The organism is Cupriavidus sp. 21MJTG02-4 (genome assembly GCF_057798975.1).
Map to the genome: position 1 here is coordinate 1 of NZ_JBYOJP010000019.1, position 18,271 is coordinate 18,271.

Consider the following 18,271-nt stretch of genomic DNA (forward strand, 5'->3'; position numbering starts at 1 on the left):
AGTCAGATCGAGGTCGGCGGCCGGCATCGGGAAAAAGTGAGTGAGATTTCTATATATATTACTACGTAATACGTGATTTATACAATCACAATGGCATATTCTTAGACATAACTGCGCTTATGTCTATTAATTTAACTGGATTGCCCCGCTGATCTGCACCGCCGTTGGTTAAACTAAATTTGTATCCATTGTTAAACTAATTTTGTTCCGTGCCCCCTGGAGCAAAATCGTCGTGCTGCCGCGCCCACCAGAGGTGCACCGCCCTCCTGCTGTTCAACTATGCGCAGCGACAGCGAGCCAAGCACCACACCGGCCGACGCAATGTGCGTCAGCGATGATGACCGCGCACACGCCCCATCACCTGGATGCAGACATCGCCGGGTCGCTCTCGACCGCCGTGATGACGCCGGCTACGTTCGACCGTCAGTTGCAAACGATTCTCGATTCGACGTGCAGGACCAGCAGCGGTAGGTGTTGGCCAACCCCTTTGCCGGCATCAAGGTTCGTGGCGCCGCCCTTCGTCCGGCGCTGGATACGGCCCATGGCGGCCCGCTCCGTGCCGAGCTCGTGCCCAACGTCGCGCTCAGAACGGAGTCGTCTGCGACGCGGACCCTTCTGCCTGCGTCCATCTGATCAGCAACAGCCCGTCGTCGGTTTCGCACAGGCGGACGCAAGATTTGGAATCGTCGCGCTCAAGCGGATCAACACCCCGATCGATGTCATCTAGCCAAGTGGTCAACGCGTCGAATGTCAGCTCGGTTTCCCACGCGACCGCCATATCGAGCACCGCGGTTAGCGCCGACTCCCGAACCCACTCGCAGCAGGTCCAGACGTCCTGATCGGCATATAGATAGCCCGCCGGCGCTACCGACCGCTGCATCCCGCGTATAGCGGATGAGGCCCAAGTCGCGCATCGCGTGAGAAACGCTGCAAAAGCGCCGCCTTTCCTGCTCCGCCGGCCGATTGGAGAGCGCCAGGTCCGAACGGCCCCAGCCGAGTTGAAGTTCGTTGAGCGCGATATCGTATGGACAGATCAGGCTCCAGCGGGACCCCTCCTCTGGACGCACGCTGACCCAGTGCGAGAGCCGTCCCTCCTTGGTCAGCCTCCACCGACAGCGACAGGTGCCATGGCGAGCCTGCCGGTCCTGGATGGCATTCAGGCGCGTGACAAACGAAGACGGATTCGCCGAAGCGGCGTTGATGCGTACATAGAAGTGAAGAACGTCGGCAAAGCTGAGGTGGCACAACCTGAGGTGGCCGAGTTGGATTTTCGCTTGCCGCGCAAACGCGTGGCTTTCCAGAGTCCACCGATCACCGGCTTCAATAAGAAGCGGCTCGATGTCCTCGGGCGGGGCCCTGACCAAACCGAAGCGGTCGCTCGGGCCGTGGATCCGACCTTCATGCTCGCCCTCAGAATGGGAGCCTGCGTACGAGGGCGAAACGAAGTCGGCTTCGTGGTCGACATCACTGGCGCCGTGCAAGCGAGCACGCCGGAAGCGACGCTGTCGACCACGATCGCCGGGCACCCGCGGGTGCCCGCGCATGTTGTCGGTTATGTGGCAGTCTGCGCTGACTTGGCTTCATCGCGTTGTCGGCCGACTCTCATCGAATCTTTGACCATCAGCACCGCGATACTTCCCATCAGACCCACGATGGCAATAGCGAAGAAGTTCTGTTCGAGCGGGAGTTCCAGCGACACCAAGAAGCCGATGAGGACCGGTGCGATGATGGCACCAAACCGCCCCATGCCAGAGGCAAAGCCCACGCCGGTGGATCGGATCGCCACGGGATAAAAATCTCCAACGTAGGCGTAAGACATTAGAAGCGTACCAAGTGTCGATCCACCCACGATGAATACGACGATATAGAGCAGCCAGGTTTCCCTGGTAAGCCCCATCAACGCGAGCGAAAGGGCTCCCAGAATATAGAAGCCAACTAGAACGTACTTAATGTTCGTTTTGTCACCCAGCCAACCTCCACCTATCGCACCAACAATGGCACCGACATTCAGTACGAGCACGAAATTGAGCGCCGATCCGAGGCTATATCCGGCCATGGCCATTAGCTTGGCCAACCAGGATCCCAAAGCATAGGTCATGAACAGGCCCATGAAAAAGGAGATCCAGATCATGATAGTGCTGAAGAATCGTCCTTCGGCAAAGAGCATTGCCAGCGGGGCAGCAGCCATACGTTCCGAGGCAGGCAAGACAAACTGCTCATCCCCTGTGATCCCTCGGCCAGGGGATAGTTTCCGTGCGATGACGGTCAGCTCTTCCTGCCGGCCCTTCTTGATGAGTTGGGCCATAGATTCGGGCATGGACTTTAGGATGGAGGGGATGAGCAGCACAGGAATCACGGCGACGAAGAAAGTCGACGGCCAACCGTAAGATTCAATTAGGCCTTTTGCTGTCAGGGCAACAAGGACGCCGCCGATGGAGTATCCGGCAAAGATGATGCTGACGAGTCTCGCGCGGATCTTGCCCGGCGCGTACTCTCCCATCTGCGCAGTAATGATGGGTAGCACGCCGCCAATACCAAGCCCGGCAAGGAATCTACATGCGCTAAAGGAGAGTGGCTCCGACATGAGCCCCGCCGCCGCGGTAAAAATGCTGAACATTCCCACGCCGATTGCCAGCATCAACGGTCGGCCGATCTTGTCGGCGAGTGCTCCGAAGGTCATTGCACCTATCATCATGCCGAACAGTGCAGAGCTAGCCATGAAGCCAGCTTGTGAGGCGTCCACCTTCATGTCTTTCATAATGGAGGGAAGCGCCGCACCTACGACGCCGAGGTCATAGCCATCCAAGATAAGGATTAGCAGCCCCCAGAATAGAATCCGCTTGTGGAATCCATTGAATGTGGATTCATTCGCCAACTCGAGCATATCGACTTGTTGCATTTTTTCCTTCCTCCGTTTATACGAAACCAAAAATCATTTTGGTGACATTAACCATGTTGAGGTTGATGCAGGTGGTATCGATATTTCTCCCGCAGATCGGCCTTCCGGATCTTTCCCGTGGCGGTATAGGGCAATGCGTCGGCAAAAACAACAGCGTCAGGAAGCCACCATTTGGCAACGGATCCCAGCAGATGCTCCATCAGAGCGGGTTCGTCCAATGTCTTACCTGGTTTAATGGTAACGATCATCAAGGGACGCTCATCCCACTTGGGATGGTATACGCCGACCACGGCAGCCTCCAGGACAGCAGGGTGCCGTAGGGCGGAATTTTCTAAATCGATGGAGCTAATCCATTCGCCGCCAGACTTGATGACGTCTTTGCTGCGATCGGTCACCTGCAAATAGCCAAATTTGTCCATAAAGCCGACATCGCCAGTGGGCAACCAACCATCCCGATCCAGGGCGTCAGTCTCTTCTCGCTTGAAATAGCCATTTGCGATCCAAGGTCCCTTTCCCCAGATGTCGCCGACCGATTTTCCATCCCTGGGCACAATCTTCCCTTCTGGGTCAACCAGCTTAAGGCGGACGCCGAAAGCAATCCGGCCCTGCTTGGCGAGTTCCTTCTTGCGATCTTCGGCATTCAACTCCTGTAGCGCCGGTACCTCAGTAGAGATGGTGGCAATCGGGCTCATTTCCGTCATGCCCCAGAATTGGAGCACGGACACGCCATGCTTCTCCAGAAGATGGTCGATCATGGACGGAGGGACTGCAACGCCGGCGATTGCTGCCCGGCTTAGCTTTCCAAGCGTTAATTCGTTGGAATCCACGTGCTGCAACATGGTCGTCCAGACAGTCGGGACCGCGCAGGCAAACGTGGCTTGTTCGCCGACCATCAACTCGTGCAGCCCCGGCGCGCTCATATCAATGCCAGGAAGAATCAGCTTTGCGCCGACCATCGGCGCAAGGTAGGGGACCGACCAAGCATTTGCGTGATACATCGGAGCCAGCACAAACAAATTCTCTGTTGGTCCAATGCCAAGAACAGAAGGTTGCGCTGCGTGCATGGCGTGAAGCAGCGTCGACCGGTGGCTGTACAGCACTCCTTTGGGATCGCCCGTCGTTCCTGAGGTATAGCAAAGGGATGACGCGGCCCTTTCGTCGAATACGGGCCATTCATAAGAATCGTCATGATCAGCTATAAAAGCTTCGTAGCTGATTGCCTGCGGCAGTGTGGTTTGGGGCATCGACGCGTCATCGGTCATAACGACGTAGCGCTCAACGCTTGGCAACTTCGAAGCTAACTTCTCTGCCAGCGAGAGGTAGGGCATATCCACGAAAATAATACGGTCTTCGGCGTGGTTAATGATGTACTCAAGCTGCCCTTCAAAAAGCCGCGGATTGACCGTGTGAAGGACGGCGCCAATTCCAGAAACGGCATAGAAACACTCAAAGTGCCTGTAGCTGTTCGTCGCGATGGTACCGACACGGTCTGATTCCTTTATGCCATGCGCGAGGAGTGCGGAAGCCAGCCGCTTCGCCCGCGAGTGTGCGTCTTTGTATCCGTATCGATGTACGCTGCCATCGGGAAGCTTACTCACAATCTCCCGCTCAGGATGATTCTCCGCTGCATATTGCAGTAGTCCTGAGATCATAAGAGGCAGATCCTGCATCAGGCCTTTCAGCATAATAGTCTCCTTTCATTATATTTTTGCGTTAAATGTAGCTATAAAACTACGTCAATTTATCGTAAAACAATATAAATAGGTTCTTTATTGTAAATATCATGGCCTCGTACTATTATTTGACTTGAAATCCAAATAGGCTTTGAATTTCAGTATATGAAGAATCCCTGGCCGCTTTTCCTACCTAGAAATCCACCGTCGACCATTTCGACCAGAAGTGGGGCGGGTCGGTACTTTGAATCCTTAAAGGACTCACAGAATGAGTTCAGGACGGAGAGAAGGGTGTCTAGTCCAATCAAGTCGGCCAAAGCGAGTGGCCCAATGGGATGGTTCGCGCCAAGCTTCATGCCCTTATCAATGTCCTCAGCGTTCGCGAGTCCTTCTTCGAGAGCGAAAATCGCTTCATTGATCATGGGGCACAGAATTCGGTTGACTGCAAATCCCGGTCGGTTGCGCGCCTCGATTGGTGTCTTTCCAATCTTCTCGACAAAAGAGCGCATTGAGTTCAGCGTGTCGACGGAGGTGCGCAGCCCACGAATCAACTCAACGAGCGGCATCACTGGCACGGGGTTGAAGAAGTGCGCCCCAATGAAGCGTTCAGGCTGGGTTACCGCGGATCCGAGTTTCGTGATTGAGAGGGAAGACGTATTCGTTGCAATCAAAGTCGTTGCGCTGATGTTCGCGTCGACATCTTTCAGGATTCTCGCCTTCAACGACTCATTTTCTGTTACCGCTTCGATTACAAGGTCGGTTCCGGAGAAAAATCGATAGTCTGTTCCGCCTTTGATTCGACCGATGATGTCTTTCTTATCATCAGAATTAAGTTTTTCTTTTTTTACCATGCGATCGAGATTCGAGGTCAGTGTGGCGATCCCGGAATCGATTGCCGCTTGCGATACGTCAACCATGACGACGTTGAAGCCGGCGGAAGCGCAAATCTGCGCTATGCCATTGCCCATGGTGCCAGCGCCGACGATGCCAATATTACGAATGTCCATGGCGGTTTCCTTATACTCGTTCGAAGATTGCCGCGATTCCTTGTCCACCACCAATGCACATTGTCACGAGGGCATAGCGGCTTTTGCTTCTATGCAACTCCGAAATAGCTTTGATCGTCAGGATCGCACCGGTAGCTCCGACGGGGTGCCCTAGTGAGATGCCCGAGCCGTTAGGATTAACTTTTGAGGGGTCAAATCCTAGTTCCTGGATGACAGCGCAGGCCTGGGCAGCGAATGCCTCGTTGGATTCGATGACGTCGAGATCCTGGAGGCGCAGACCGGTCCGCTTCAGTACTAGCTGGACCGCGGGAATAGGCCCAATACCCATATAATCGGATTCAACCCCTGCGTGCGCATAGCCGACAAGTCGTGCGAGGGGACGGAGGCTAGCAGATCGAACGTGTTCCTCACTGGAGAGTACAATGGCGGCGGCACCGTCGTTGATGCCGGAGGAGTTTCCGGCGGTGACCGTTCCATCATCCGACGCGAACAAGGGCCGCATCTTCGCCAAATCTTCGAAGGTGACATTTGGCCTGACATGCTCGTCTGTGTCGAAGTGCCGAACTTCTTTCTTGACGGTAACGTCGATGGGAACAATCTGATCTTTGAATCGTCCGTCAGCGATAGCATGTGCCGCGCGCCGTTGACTTTCGAGCGCCAGTTCGTCTTGGGATTCACGACTGATGTGGTAGCGCTTTGCGACATTTTCAGCAGTGACTCCCATGTGTACGGTCTTCCACGGGTCGTGCAAGACGCCGTTCATGGCGTCGATCAATTTCGTGTCGAGCAGGCGTGTGCCCCACCGCAAGTCAGGAACAATATACGGGCCTCGGCTCATGGACTCAGCGCCTCCGCCGACCGCGAGTGATGCGTCCCCTAACATGATCGTTTGAGCGGCCGATATGATTGCTTGGAGCCCGGATCCGCACAATCGGTTCACATTGAAAGCCGGCGTCTCTTTGGGGATGCCCGCATCCAATGCGGCAACTCGGCTGAGATAGGCATCTTTGGGTTCCGTCGGAATAACGTTGCCCATGACGACGTGGCCGACTTCGGCGCGGTCCACTCCAGACCGGTCCAACGAGGCCGATACCACAGTCGTAGCCAACTGGGTCAAAGGGCTCTTCTTGAGCGCGCCCCCGAAGCTGCCGATTGCCGTGCGAGCCATACCCACAACGAAAACGTCATTGTTTCTCATCGTCAATACACTCCAACTGCCATTACCGTTAGTCCGGATGAATAGAGCTTTGACAGAAGGACGATCTATGATGGCGTCGCTCCTGCTTGCCTTAACCACTATTCCCCTGGGTTAGGATGATGCCGCCCGACAGGCCCATTAGCAGGCCTGTCGGGTCGGGTTAGCGCCCACAAAAACGAGGTCGTCGTCTTTCTAAGAAAGCCTTCGTTCCTTCCTGAAAGTCCGCTGTACTTTCGCAGCGAGAGAAGGATGCAGCCTCAGCTTTCAGGTGTCCGACAAAATCGCGTGAAGCTGCTTCCCGGAGTAAGGCTTTGATTTGCCCGTACGCCTTTGTCGGCCCCTCCGCAAGTCGGTCAGCCAGTCGTTTCGTTGCGTCGAAAAGATCCGCTTGAGGGACAAGAATGTTCACGAGTCCCATATCGCGCGCTTGCTCTGCTCTGATCGACTCACTCAGCAGCGCAATTTCCATCGCTTTGCGTAAGCCGACCAAGCGAGCAAGGCCCCAGGTTGCCCCGCAATCGGCGCTAACACCGATAAGGGGGTATGCCATGCAGAACGATGTATCCTCGGCCGCAACGCATAGGTCGCAAGAAAGCGCTATTCCCAACCCTGCGCCGGCGACTGAGCCATGCACGCTGGCAATCACCGGAACCGAGGCATGCGACAGCAACGTCAAGCTGTGATGCATGTCCGCAATTAGGCGACCCGCCACAGTGGAATCGGCATGCATCTCGGCAATGTCGCCGCCTGCCATAAATGCGCGTCCTTCGCCGCTTACGACGATAGCCCGAACCCGGCGATCCGCGGTCAGCGTTTCACAAGCTTGCCTGAACTGAGCGGCCATGATCAGGTTGATGGCATTGAGCTTGTTGGGGCGGTTGAAACGGATGTGAGCAACCGCCCCGTCGAGCCGGCTGACGACATCCATCGTGTCAGCAGTTAAAATTTGGCTCACGCGCCTCCCAAGTCGTAGAACCGATCCGCGGCGACTTTGCGCAGCTCTTCCACTTGGTTGCCGGTAAGTTCGGCAATGAATTCCAACGGGATCTGGGTTCCGTTGTCTTCGGCTGCCTTGCGAATTCGCAGTGCGTTGACGGGTGACACTTTGAAATGCTGTCGGATGTTCTCGCCGATATTTTCCAAACCTCGGGAGTACATATCGCCCGATTTCAGACGCAGCCAGGCTTGCGAGTATTCGGTGCCATCGCAGTCGGCGACTACATTGACCACTGCTGGCTTACCGCTCTCCAGCGCTCGCCGCATCGCAGGTGCCAAATCTTCCGCTCGTTCCACGTATTCGCCGTGGGCGCCCAGCGCCTGGAATGCCTTGTCCCAGCGGTTGTTCTGCCCGACGGACCAGTCGATGTTCGGGTGAATATCGTCACCTTGGAGCGAGTTTCCGCCCCAAGAGCTGTTATTTAGCACAACTACGACGGCCGGGATATTGTAGTGAATCATGGTCTCGATATCGGGTCCAGAAATGCCGATGCCGCCATCACCGACCAGGGTGACCACCTGCTTACCCGGACGTGCGGCGGCTGCGCCGATCGCCATGCCGATACCCTGACCCAGTGCCACTCGGGGACCGGCATCGAGGATCTGACCGGCGAATCGAGCTCGTACGGCATCGGTGAGGTAGAGCGAGCCTGAGTACGAGTCATAGATGATCGATGCGTCCTTGTCGACAACGTCGGCAAGCACGTGCGTCAGCTCGAAGGTATGGATAGGCGTCTGGTTTTGGTATTTTTGAAGAAGTTTCGCGCGCTTGTTTGCGACGTCTGCTCGGACCTTTTCCAGCTTTGCCATCCATTCGCTGCGGTCTGCGTGCTTCGTTCCAGAAGTCACGCATAGGGCCAGAAGTTGTTCGATTACCAGTCGTGCCGAACCAACAACCATTTCCTTCGTCGGCAGTGCGTGCCAGAGTTCTTGGCCTGTTTCGTTGATCTGCACATATGTGACACTGCGCCGCGGCCAGTCAGGCGCTTCGAACCACGACTCCAGTTCGCCGGCGCGCATGCCGATCAAGACAACGAGGTCGGCGTCGGCCAGCATCGCGCCGCGAGCAGATGATGGCAGGCCAAGGAAATGCTCTTCTGATACGGCGCCGCGAGCAGTGCGGCGGGAGTTTACTGGAATCTCCAAAGCTGTTGCCAACGACAGGAGCGCGTCAGCGCCTTGGGACCAGTAGAGACCGTCTCCGGCGACGATCAACGGTCGTTTCGCCGACATCAGAAGATCTGCAATACGAGCAACTGTCTCCGGATCGCCCGCGGACAGCGGCACTCGCGGCTGTTCTCCCGCAGGGAGGTATTTGCGTTGGGGCTCGGGGCCGAAGCGCCATTGGTTGTTGAGGGGAATTTCCAAGCAGATCGGACCCGGCGGATAGCTAACCGCGTCGCGCAACGCCTTTTGGGTCCAGTAGGAATTCATCTCCCAGTCCGTCAGACGCTTGGTCCACTTCGTGACGGACTTAAAACAGTCGGCAGCGTAACCTTCTTGCAAGACTTCCAGGCCGTCACCCGCGGTGCCATGCTGGCCTACCAGCAGCACCATCGGGCTCAATGCACCGATGCCTTGCGACAGGGGCGCCAAGTAGTTGGACATGCCGCCTGAGGAGGATGCGTAGCATACTCCTGCCTTTTGCTTAATGCGACCGTACGCATCGGCCGCGAAACCTGCTGACTGCTCATGACGGAAGTGGATGTTCGTCACGCCGAGTCGGCAGGCTTCTTCGAGGACATTGTTGATATACCCATGAATGCCGAACATGTGTGTGACGCCGTTCTCCAGAAGAGTTCGTGCGACAACGGTCCCGCCAGTTTGGCGCTCAACAGTATTTCCTTGGTCTCCCATTTGCCACCTCTATAAGTGATTGATAAATACGCTTACGCGTCATAACGTATGTTACGTAACGTGTGTTATGGACTATAGGCATTGAGACCAACGGCGTCAAGAGGCGGAAACACGGTACCGAACGATTGTTATAATTGGTGCGAGAGATGCACTTAGTCGGGCGCTTAAGCGAGGGAGCAGGGGATGAGCGAGACGGACTTGAAGGAAGTGCTGTTGCGGACGACAGCGCGTCAGTTCCAAGAGAAGGGGTACTCTGCAGTGACCCTAAGGTCGATTGCGGCTGAAGCAGGCGTGACGACAGGTAGTCTCTATCACTACTTTCGCGACAAGGAAGAGATAGTCTTAGAGATCCTAGATACAGGACACAAGCGGGTGTACGAGGAGGTGGAGCGCGCGATTAGGTCCCTACCTTCGGATGCCGACAGGAGCACGGCCATTCGTGCGGCTGTGCGGGCACATATTGCTGCGTTATTCGAACCCGGAAGCTTTCCGGCGGCCAACATCCGGATCTACGCGCACGTCCCTCAGCATCTGCGCGATGCTGTACGGCCCGGCCGGCGCGCCTATGAAAATTTCTGGATCAAACTGTTGTCGGGCGGCGAGCCGCACACTGGCACCATTCCGGCGCGGCACCTTGCCATGTTTTTCTTTGGTGCGGCGAACTGGACGTTCGAATGGTTCAGGCCGGAGCGTGAGACACTCGACCAGGTAGCTGACAACTTGGCAGCGCTTCTCCTAGCCGGTGCGCTGGAACGACCACAAGCGCGGGCTCGCAGCCGCGCAAGCAAATCGCCGTAAGGTTACTTCCATGTGGAGCTTAGCTCCAGGTGCAGTACCCGCGGTACGCTGCCTTGTCGCAGCTCCACGTCCGAGGTGGGGAAAGGCGTACAGACTACGCCAATGGTAAGCCACTCAGAACTCAACCTTGTCGCGCATGCTTGCGCGGCTACGCGCCCGCTAAGGACATAAAATACAGGCCATAGTCGGATAGGCCATGGCAGTCAGTTGAGATGGTGGCGTCGGAGCGTATCTGATGGTAACTCGCCGAAGAACTGGCGATAGTTCGCAGCAAACCGGCTTCCGTCGTAGAAGCCCCATCGGGCAGCCACATCACCGACGGAGACGTCCCGTGGTTGGGATCGCATGAGCTCCTCTCTCACGTTTCGCAGGCGCACCTCTCTGACGTATTCCATGGGTCCAGTGTTGAAGATCTTCTTAAACCAATAATGCAAGGTTCTGGACGGGACACCACTGACCACCACTAAGTCTTCTCTGGCCAGCTCGGACGCTATGTTGTCGTTCACGTAAGAGATGACCGCATCCATGAACGTTGGGATGTCATCTAGGCGGGGCGCTCTAGCAATCCCTGCTGCGTTCTCCTGAACCCACAGCAAGGAGAAGGCCAAATTGCTTGCCCAGTGGCCTGCGGTGAGCCCCTCTCGCACGATGGAGTCATCGGCGACGATGTCCGACATGAGAGCTTTGACATACTGCTTGATAAGTGCTCCGTAGCGCACCGCTGACGAAAAGACACGGCCGCACGCTGACGAAAGTCAACGACATTTTCGAGATAAAGGAAAGTCGGGAAGCCGTGTCGCGAGCGGCTTTCCGGACGGTCGCCGTATCAATCTGCACCAAAAGTACGATCACCCCGGCTAGGAATCATCGACGCTGTCGTTCACTACATGATCGATCGCTGGAAGGTGCGTCTCGGCCGACGCGCCAAGTTGACACCGAATCTGCCGCAGTTCTGGTGGGCATTTGGCCTGGACCAGTACGCGCACGTGCTGACCTATCTTGCCATTGTCTGGCTGGTTGGGAGGCTGGACTGAAAGCACTGAGATCCCCTGCGCGCGACGCGCAGGGGAACCAGCGCTGGCAGCTGGAATCCGTCGGTCGCAGGCAACAAGCCAAGGCAGCGTTCTTGAAAATCAAGGGTCCCGAGCGCGTTGTGCCTGCGACCGCGTGCTTCCATGTTCTTTCCGCTTACGCCTTGGCGTAGGTGTTGGCGGCCATGACCGCAACGGCAACGAAGGGCTGGTCGCCTGCCGGCACATAGGTTGTAGATTTTCTTGTCCTGGCGGTTAGTTGCGCTTTATATTCCGTGACGTTCATGAAGACCAATCGACCCGAGGGAGCCGCAGTGCTGCATGAAGCCCAATTGCCGCATCGCCCTTCCATTTGTCGGCTTTGTCGGTTTTTTATCACCGTCCCGCTCTCAACTCGCTTGAGTGCGCCAGTTTGCGGCACTCGAGGGCCCCGACTAACATCCCCTCTCCTATTCATGCCAGTGCTCGGCCTTTTCGTGAAACGACCGCGCCGAGGATGACCCGAAACAGGAGGTGAGATGGGAAATACATCCACAAGCGGCCGACATACCCGCATGCTGGACCGCCGCGATGCGCTGGCTGCACTACCTGCGGAGCAGCCTGTAGTGCAGGAGTTCGGCCATTGCTGATTGACCAACTGAACCAGGCCGCGGCCGAGCGGGCCGCCGGTGCCTTGACGCGCCGCCGGCGCGCTGCGCACACCGCCTGCGCGCCGCACCAGACGGTTAGCGTCAAGGACGGTCAAGCACGTCCTCTGCTGAGCTTTTGCAGCAACGACTACCTCGGGCTGGCAAGCCACCCGGCGGTGATCGCGGCTTTTGCGGACGGGGCCCAGCGCTACGGTGCGGGTAGCGGCGCTTTCCCCCTCGCCAATGCGCCTTCGCTCGCCCACAAGCAACTGGAAATCGAGTTGGCCCGGTGGTTCGCGCCAAATATTCCCAACGTGCAGGCGCTCTACTTCTGCACCGGCTATATGGCCAACCTGGCAGTGCTGAGCGCGCTGGGCGCGGCCGACGCCACCCTGTTTTGCGACAAGCTCGTCCATGCCTCGTTGATCGATGGCGCGCTGCTGGCTCGCGCCACGATGAAAAGGTACCCACACTGCGACATCACCGCGCTCGCCAGGCAGTTGGCTGCCTGCAGCAGCCCGCTCAAGCTGATCGTGACCGACAGCGTATTCAGCATGGATGGCGACATGGCACCGCTCGCCGAAATGCTGGCGCTGGCCGAGCACCATGACGCCTGGATCGTGGTGGACGATGCCCACGGCTTTGGCGTGCTGGGGGAGCGAGGCCGCGGTGCCCTGGAGCACCTGGGGCTGACCTCCGAGCGCCTGATCTATGTCGGCACGCTGGGCAAGGCAGCGGGCGTGGCGGGAGCGTTTGTCGCTGCGCACCGGACGATTGTGGAGCATCTGGCCAACGAGGCCCGTCCTTACCTCCACAGCGCGGCTGCGCCGCCGGCGATCGTCCATGCGCTCCTGAGCAGCCTGGCGCTGATCGCAGGCCATGAAGGACGCGAGCGCCGCGGCCACCTGGTGCAATTGATCGGGCAGTTGCGCAATGGCCTTCAAACCCTTCAAGTCCGGCATCCGCAGGCCGGCTGGCAACTCGCCGACAGCAGTACACCCATCCAGCCCTTGATCGTCGGCGACAACGAGGCCGCGCTGTTGCTATCCGAAGCGCTTGAGAACGACGGCATCCGCGTTACCGCGATCCGCCCGCCCACCGTGCCCAGTGGTACGTCGCGCCTGCGCATCACACTATCGGCGTCGCATACCGCAGCCGACGTGACACGCTTGCTGGATAGCCTATCCGCCATCATGGCCCGGCGGGGAGAGGCATGAAAAATCTCTCGCCTCATTGCCGTCGCTTCCGAATTGAGCCAGACCGAACCCCGACAGTGTCTGGCTGCCAAAGCAGGATCCCACAATGACCAGGATTGCCGACAGCATGACTGCTACCAACCCGGACACCACTCTCGCCTCGAGGGCTCTACACCGGTCCCACAGCCAGGCATCGATGGCCGGAGCGTCGGTCCCCTGCGACCGCCTGGTCGACGGCGCCTTCCTGCGTGACCCCTACCCTGCCTACCACGCGCTGCGCGCGCTCGGGCCCATCCATTGGAGTGAAGAGTTCTTCGGGGGTGCGTGGCTACTGACCCGGCACGAGGATGTGGAAGCCGTGCTGCGCGACCCCCGGTATTCCGCGCGGCGTACGGGAGGCTGGGTGATGCGTGGCAGCGAAGGCGAGCGCCAGGAGCTTTGCCCCTTCCAGCGCTTGTTCAGCCGGGCCATGCTGTTCCTGGACGCGCCCGATCATACGAGGCTGCGACAAGTGCTCAATGCCGCCTTCCGTCCGGCTGCCCTGCGCGCTTTCGCCGGTACCATCGAGCAATTGACCGCCGGGCTGATTGCGCAGCTCGCAGGTGCCGAGGAGTTCGATTTCATGGAGTCGATCGCCAGGCCGCTGCCGGCGATGGTCATCGCGAGGCTGCTCGGCATGGACGCCGAGAACCAGCCGGACTTCCTCGCCTGGTCCGAAGACCTGGCCGCCTTCATTGGCGCACCGGATCCCGACGCGGCACTGAAACGACGCGCCCAGGTCAGCCTGCTCAAGATGGCGGCCGCCTTTGAATCAATGCTGGCACGGCGCAAGGCACGGGATACGGATCTCTCGCAGCCGCAACACCGGGACCTGATCGGGCATCTGCTGTACGCCGAGGCCGAAGGCAAAATCGAGGCCGGCGCCGAACTACTGGCGCAATGCGCGATGCTACTGTTTGCCGGTCATGAAACGACGCGCAATCTGCTTGGCAACGGACTGCACGCGCTGCTGAGCCATCCCGAGCAATGGCAGCGCTTGCAGCAGACCCCGGAATTGCTGCCCAGCGCCCTGCGCGAGTTGCTGCGCTATGAGAGCCCGGTCCAGTACACAGGACGCCGGGTTGCCACAGACCTGATGCTGCATGGCCGGCAGCTGCGGCGCGGCGATCTGGTCGTTGTCCTGATCGGCGCCGCTAATCGCGACCCGGCACGCTTCCGCAACCCGGACGAGCTGGACATCACTCGACGCGAAGGCTCCCACCTTTCGTTCGGGCATGGCCCACATGTCTGCATCGGCGCCGCGCTGACACTGATGGAGGCGGAGATCGTATTCCGGGCGATTCTGCGCCATTGGCCCGCGCTTTCGCTCGTAGACACCGAACCGCACTGGAACGGCAACCCGGTCTACCGGGGATTGGCCAAACTTAGGGTGGCTCGTCGCAGCTGACTTCCTCCGTGCGCTGTCTAGCTGCTTCGGAAATGAGGGCAAGAGGTGTAGATGTCGGGTGGCGACCAAAACCGTCAAGCAATCCATGCGCCACCTGACAACTGCGCCACCTGAGGAGGTTATCGAGGCGCGGGCCGTAGCAGCAGGTCCCAGTGCTCCTCTGTAAGGCCAGACATCCAAGTGTTGTGTCTCGCCTGGGGCAATACCAGTAAGTTGGACGCCCCCTGGCTGGCGAGTTGCTTGTAAAGTGTTAGCCCCGCCTGAGGGCCGACCAGCTCGTCCTGACCCGCTACCAGCACGGAAGAAGGCCCGTGATAACTCTTGAGCGCCGCGCTGGAATCAAACGGAGATTTCAATAGCAGGCTGACTGGAACAAACCACATTTTCCGAGCCGCCGTCTCTCGCAGACTTGTGAACGGCGTGATGAGCACCAGCTTGTCTACGCTCTCAGGCATGGCAGCCGCAGTTTGCGCCGCCACGCCACTCCCCAGGGACTCACCAACCAGCGTCACGCGGCCAGGCCAGCGTTGGGAAATCTCACGCATCAAAGCCATCGCAGCGGGAACAATGGTGGCCTGTGAAGGCTTTCCCGGGTTGGGGCCATACCCGGGATACTCTGCCAGAACAAGGCGGTACCCCCGATTGTTGAAGACCTTGGCCAGGCTGAGCCGCTCGAAGGCATCGCCGTCGTTTCCGTGAAAGAAGAGGGCTGTTTTCGTCGATGCGTCAACGACTGGAGGCTCCACCACAATCGCGTTAACGCCTGGAATAATCTGAGCCCCGGCATGCACGGCCCTTTCCCGCCACAGTGATGCCTCGGTCGTTATCGGGAAGTAGATGAAGTGGTCTTGGCGCACATACACCCACCCCAATAACAGGCAATAGACCAGCACAGCAATGTACAGAGCGTTTCGTAAGGCCAGCCGAACTTGCATAGGAAGAGTCTTTGCTTAACGTGATACACACCAGCTCGCTTCGGAAAGTAAGAGATCCCTCCGAGCTACCGGTCCACAGGTTATCGTACGCCGGCACCAACCTTGCCTGCGGCGCGGCGCGCGTAAGTTGAACAACAGCGCGGCGTAGTTGTGGGCCACTATGCAGGCGTGCAGCGCGTCGATGCGCGCACGGGGATCGCCGACCACGAGGTAGTAGATCTGGCAGTTGCCGTGGCCGCGGTACCGGATGCCCCGGCTTCATAGCGTGGCGCCAGCGGAACCGCCGGCAGAATGTGGCGAGGCTCAGGGAGCGATCGCGCAGTTCTTTCCGAAGGACAGCGCCCGGCGCAGGTTGTCACGCGCAATCTAGTCGGCAATGGCCTCGGGTTCGGATCGGCCAGCGGCGTGACGATGTCGGTCTGGGCCGAGAGAGGCACGGTCCGGCATAACATCGGGTGGAGGGCTGATCATGGCGTTGTTGCTGCTATTCGCGCTGTTTACCAAGCACCTCGTATGCGACTTCCTGTGGCAGCCGAGCTGGATGCTAGCCGGCAAGGGTGACTTCCGGAGCCCGGGCGGCTATGCCCACGCGGGCCTGCATGGCCTTTGTACGGCTGCGCTGCTCGGAGGATTCGGTGTAACCCACTGGCTCTGGCTGGGCATCTTCGACACTGTCATCCACTACATGGTCGACCGCTCGAAGGTGCGCCTCGGCAGACGCGCAAAGTTGACGCCGAATCTGCCGCAGTTCTGGTGGGCATTTGGCCTGGACCAGTACGCGCACGTGCTGACCTACCTTGCCATAGTCTGGCTGGTTGGAAGGCTGAACTGATTCCAGCAAGTCCGTCGCCCATCGGCGAGCGTCGCGCCGACGTTGACGTGGCGGACGACGGTTAGAGGCTGCGACAGGTACTTTCGCATGGCTTCGCTGAAGGCTCGCGCGACCGTGTCAGTACCACCGCCCGCTGCGCTTGGCACCACAAGCTCGACAGGGTGTTCCGGGTAGGGAGCCGCACTCGTCGCGCCCATGGCGGCAATTGCGGCCACCAGTGCGGCCATGTGAATCCCTTTGCCGGGTAATTGGAGATGACCCGCTTATATGAACGCGCCCCGGCTTGCAAGGTAAGACGACCATCGCTTGGCTTGAGCAGGACTGGTTTATATGAACGCGCCCCGGCTTGCAAGGTAAGACGACCATCGCTTGGCTTGAGCAGGACTGGTTGCAGACTTATATCCGGCCTTGGGTTGCAGGCGACGCCTGCGGGCCATCATGGATATTCCGCCGGGAGCGTCCCTACCTTTTTTTCGTGCTTTGAGGCACCTGCGAGTCATTGGGCTTGCGCTCCCGCGGTCCGACCTGTCTTGCCATGATGTTCATCTAACCGTCGCAACCTGTGGACGGGGGTCCTGCCTTTCTTCCCTGCCAGCCGGGCCTGCCGGTCAGGCAGGCCTGACCGAGACATAGTCTCGGTCATAAGCTCGGTCATGCGCCAACAGCGCCCAGACTGTGCGTGCCATCTTGTTGGCCATGGCGACGGCAACGACGTTTGCAGGCCGTCGCTGCGCGAGCCTCAGGCTCCAGCCGGGCTGATTCTTCCTGCGCAGATGATTCAGCACGGCCCGAGCGCCATGAATGAGCAAAGTGCGCACGTAGGGGTCGCCACGTTTGCTGATGCCGCCCAGCCAGACCTTGCCACCAGTGCCGGTCTGTTTCGGCACCAGGCCAAAATAGGCCGCCAGTTGCCGGCCGGACTTGAAGGTGTGCACGTCGCCAATGGTTGCGATCATGGCGGTAGCGGTGAGCATGCCGATGCCGGGGATGGCGAGAATCGCATGGCAGGCGCGATTCTGCCGCGCCCAGGCGTCGATGCGTTGATCGAGGCGGGCAATCTCTTGGTCGAGCTGCTCGATGCTTAGCAATTGTTCGCGCACGAACTCGAACAGCATAGGCGGCACGTCTTGCTCGATTTCGGCCATGCGCTCGACGATTTCATGTAGGCCTGTTCGCAGTCCACGCCGAAAATGAACGCCGAACTCGAACAGCATGCCGCGCAGCTGGTTGACCAGCATGGTGCGCATCTTCACGCGCAGCTGACGCATGGCGTGCAGGCTTAGCACGCATTGTTGGGACTCGGTCTTGGGCGCCACGACGGGCATGCCTGGCTGCTGAGCCGCGGTCCAGATGGCCTTGGCATCGGCCGCATCGGTCTTGTTGGTCTGCACGAACGGGCGTACGTACTGGGCATGCAGCAGCACCGGTTCATGGCCCATGGCTCGTAGCTGGCGAGCCCACCAGTGTGCGCTGCCGCATGCTTCCAGCGCGATGCGTCCCGGCTCACGTCGGGCGAGGAATTCGATCAGTTTCGGTCGACTGAAATGTCGGTTGAAACACTTCCCGTCAGGCTCGACCCAATAGAGCTGGAAGACAGTTTTTGCGATGTCCAGGCCGTAGGACGTAGTATTCATCTTGGGTTCCTCCATCCTGTGTGGATTGTGACAACTTCCACTCTGGCACATCGATGCCGTTTCGTGATGGGGGACCCGCCTACCCTGTCATCTTTGCCAGATGTGCAACTGAACCACAGCGCCTTTCATCGGGAAGGGC

The 18,271-nt window shown here is 58.6% G+C and carries 16 protein-coding genes; 5 read left to right on the forward strand and 11 right to left on the reverse strand.

Features of this window, described 5'->3' with window-relative positions; all coding sequences use genetic code 11:
- Positions 1-583: 583 nt before the first annotated feature.
- The 7 genes from AC3FKH_RS28535 to AC3FKH_RS28565 all read right to left on the reverse strand — a co-directional run bounded on the left by AC3FKH_RS28535 (position 584) and on the right by AC3FKH_RS28565 (position 9,630).
- Entirely contained in the window at positions 584-880 is a 297-nt protein-coding gene (locus AC3FKH_RS28535; protein WP_488679166.1) for a hypothetical protein, read from the reverse strand.
- Between the two features lie 672 nt (positions 881-1,552).
- Positions 1,553-2,899 carry an MFS transporter gene (locus tag AC3FKH_RS28540; protein ID WP_488679061.1) on the reverse strand — a complete coding sequence of 449 codons (1,347 nt, stop codon included), beginning with the start codon at positions 2,897-2,899 and terminating at the stop codon, positions 1,553-1,555.
- Positions 2,900-2,946: 47 nt separating this feature from the next.
- Positions 2,947-4,584 (reverse strand): long-chain fatty acid--CoA ligase, encoded by a 1,638-nt coding sequence (locus AC3FKH_RS28545; protein WP_488679062.1) that lies wholly within the window; start codon positions 4,582-4,584, stop codon positions 2,947-2,949.
- 146 nt (positions 4,585-4,730) lie between these two features.
- Positions 4,731-5,579 (reverse strand): 3-hydroxybutyryl-CoA dehydrogenase, encoded by an 849-nt coding sequence (locus AC3FKH_RS28550; RefSeq protein WP_488679063.1) that lies wholly within the window; start codon positions 5,577-5,579, stop codon positions 4,731-4,733.
- 10 nt (positions 5,580-5,589) lie between these two features.
- Positions 5,590-6,777 (reverse strand): acetyl-CoA C-acyltransferase family protein, encoded by a 1,188-nt coding sequence (locus tag AC3FKH_RS28555; RefSeq protein WP_488679064.1) that lies wholly within the window; start codon positions 6,775-6,777, stop codon positions 5,590-5,592.
- A 160-nt stretch (positions 6,778-6,937) separates the two neighbouring features.
- A complete protein-coding gene (locus AC3FKH_RS28560; protein WP_488679065.1) occupies positions 6,938-7,732 on the reverse strand; it encodes an enoyl-CoA hydratase/isomerase family protein in 795 nt (264 codons plus the stop codon).
- Positions 7,729-9,630 carry a thiamine pyrophosphate-binding protein gene (locus AC3FKH_RS28565; protein WP_488679066.1) on the reverse strand — a complete coding sequence of 634 codons (1,902 nt, stop codon included), beginning with the start codon at positions 9,628-9,630 and terminating at the stop codon, positions 7,729-7,731. The genes AC3FKH_RS28560 and AC3FKH_RS28565 overlap by 4 nt, the downstream gene beginning before the upstream one ends.
- Before the next feature lie 183 nt (positions 9,631-9,813).
- Between AC3FKH_RS28565 and AC3FKH_RS28570 the strand changes: the two genes are divergently transcribed.
- Complete coding sequence (locus AC3FKH_RS28570) at positions 9,814-10,428, forward strand: TetR/AcrR family transcriptional regulator (RefSeq protein WP_488679067.1); 615 nt, start codon at positions 9,814-9,816, stop codon at positions 10,426-10,428.
- Between the two features lie 203 nt (positions 10,429-10,631).
- On the opposite strand, the gene AC3FKH_RS28575 is transcribed toward AC3FKH_RS28570, so the two are convergent.
- The gene (locus AC3FKH_RS28575) at positions 10,632-11,105 is read right to left on the reverse strand and encodes a helix-turn-helix domain-containing protein (protein ID WP_488679068.1); all 474 of its coding nucleotides are present in this window, start codon (positions 11,103-11,105) and stop codon (positions 10,632-10,634) included.
- Between the two features lie 210 nt (positions 11,106-11,315).
- Between AC3FKH_RS28575 and AC3FKH_RS28580 the strand changes: the two genes are divergently transcribed.
- Positions 11,316-11,462, forward strand: coding sequence for a hypothetical protein (locus AC3FKH_RS28580; RefSeq protein ID WP_488679069.1), 147 nt, complete (start codon positions 11,316-11,318; stop codon positions 11,460-11,462).
- A 154-nt stretch (positions 11,463-11,616) separates the two neighbouring features.
- Here the strand turns inward: AC3FKH_RS28580 and AC3FKH_RS28585 are convergent, their stop codons facing one another.
- A complete protein-coding gene (locus tag AC3FKH_RS28585) occupies positions 11,617-11,745 on the reverse strand; it encodes a hypothetical protein (RefSeq protein ID WP_488679070.1) in 129 nt (42 codons plus the stop codon).
- 336 nt (positions 11,746-12,081) lie between these two features.
- On the opposite strand from AC3FKH_RS28585, the gene AC3FKH_RS28590 reads away from it, so the two are divergent.
- Positions 12,082-13,305 carry an 8-amino-7-oxononanoate synthase gene (locus AC3FKH_RS28590; protein ID WP_488679071.1) on the forward strand — a complete coding sequence of 408 codons (1,224 nt, stop codon included), beginning with the start codon at positions 12,082-12,084 and terminating at the stop codon, positions 13,303-13,305.
- 106 nt (positions 13,306-13,411) lie between these two features.
- Entirely contained in the window at positions 13,412-14,731 is a 1,320-nt protein-coding gene (locus tag AC3FKH_RS28595) for a cytochrome P450 (protein WP_488679072.1), read from the forward strand.
- 119 nt (positions 14,732-14,850) lie between these two features.
- Here AC3FKH_RS28595 and AC3FKH_RS28600 read toward each other — a convergent pair whose 3' ends face one another.
- Positions 14,851-15,666 carry an alpha/beta hydrolase gene (locus tag AC3FKH_RS28600; RefSeq protein ID WP_488679073.1) on the reverse strand — a complete coding sequence of 272 codons (816 nt, stop codon included), beginning with the start codon at positions 15,664-15,666 and terminating at the stop codon, positions 14,851-14,853.
- Positions 15,667-16,135: 469 nt separating this feature from the next.
- Between AC3FKH_RS28600 and AC3FKH_RS28605 the strand changes: the two genes are divergently transcribed.
- Positions 16,136-16,498 (forward strand): DUF3307 domain-containing protein, encoded by a 363-nt coding sequence (locus AC3FKH_RS28605; protein ID WP_488679074.1) that lies wholly within the window; start codon positions 16,136-16,138, stop codon positions 16,496-16,498.
- Positions 16,499-17,106: 608 nt separating this feature from the next.
- Here AC3FKH_RS28605 and AC3FKH_RS28610 read toward each other — a convergent pair.
- Entirely contained in the window at positions 17,107-18,132 is a 1,026-nt protein-coding gene (locus tag AC3FKH_RS28610) for an IS110 family RNA-guided transposase (protein WP_488679075.1), read from the reverse strand.
- Between the last annotated feature and the right edge of the window lie 139 nt (positions 18,133-18,271).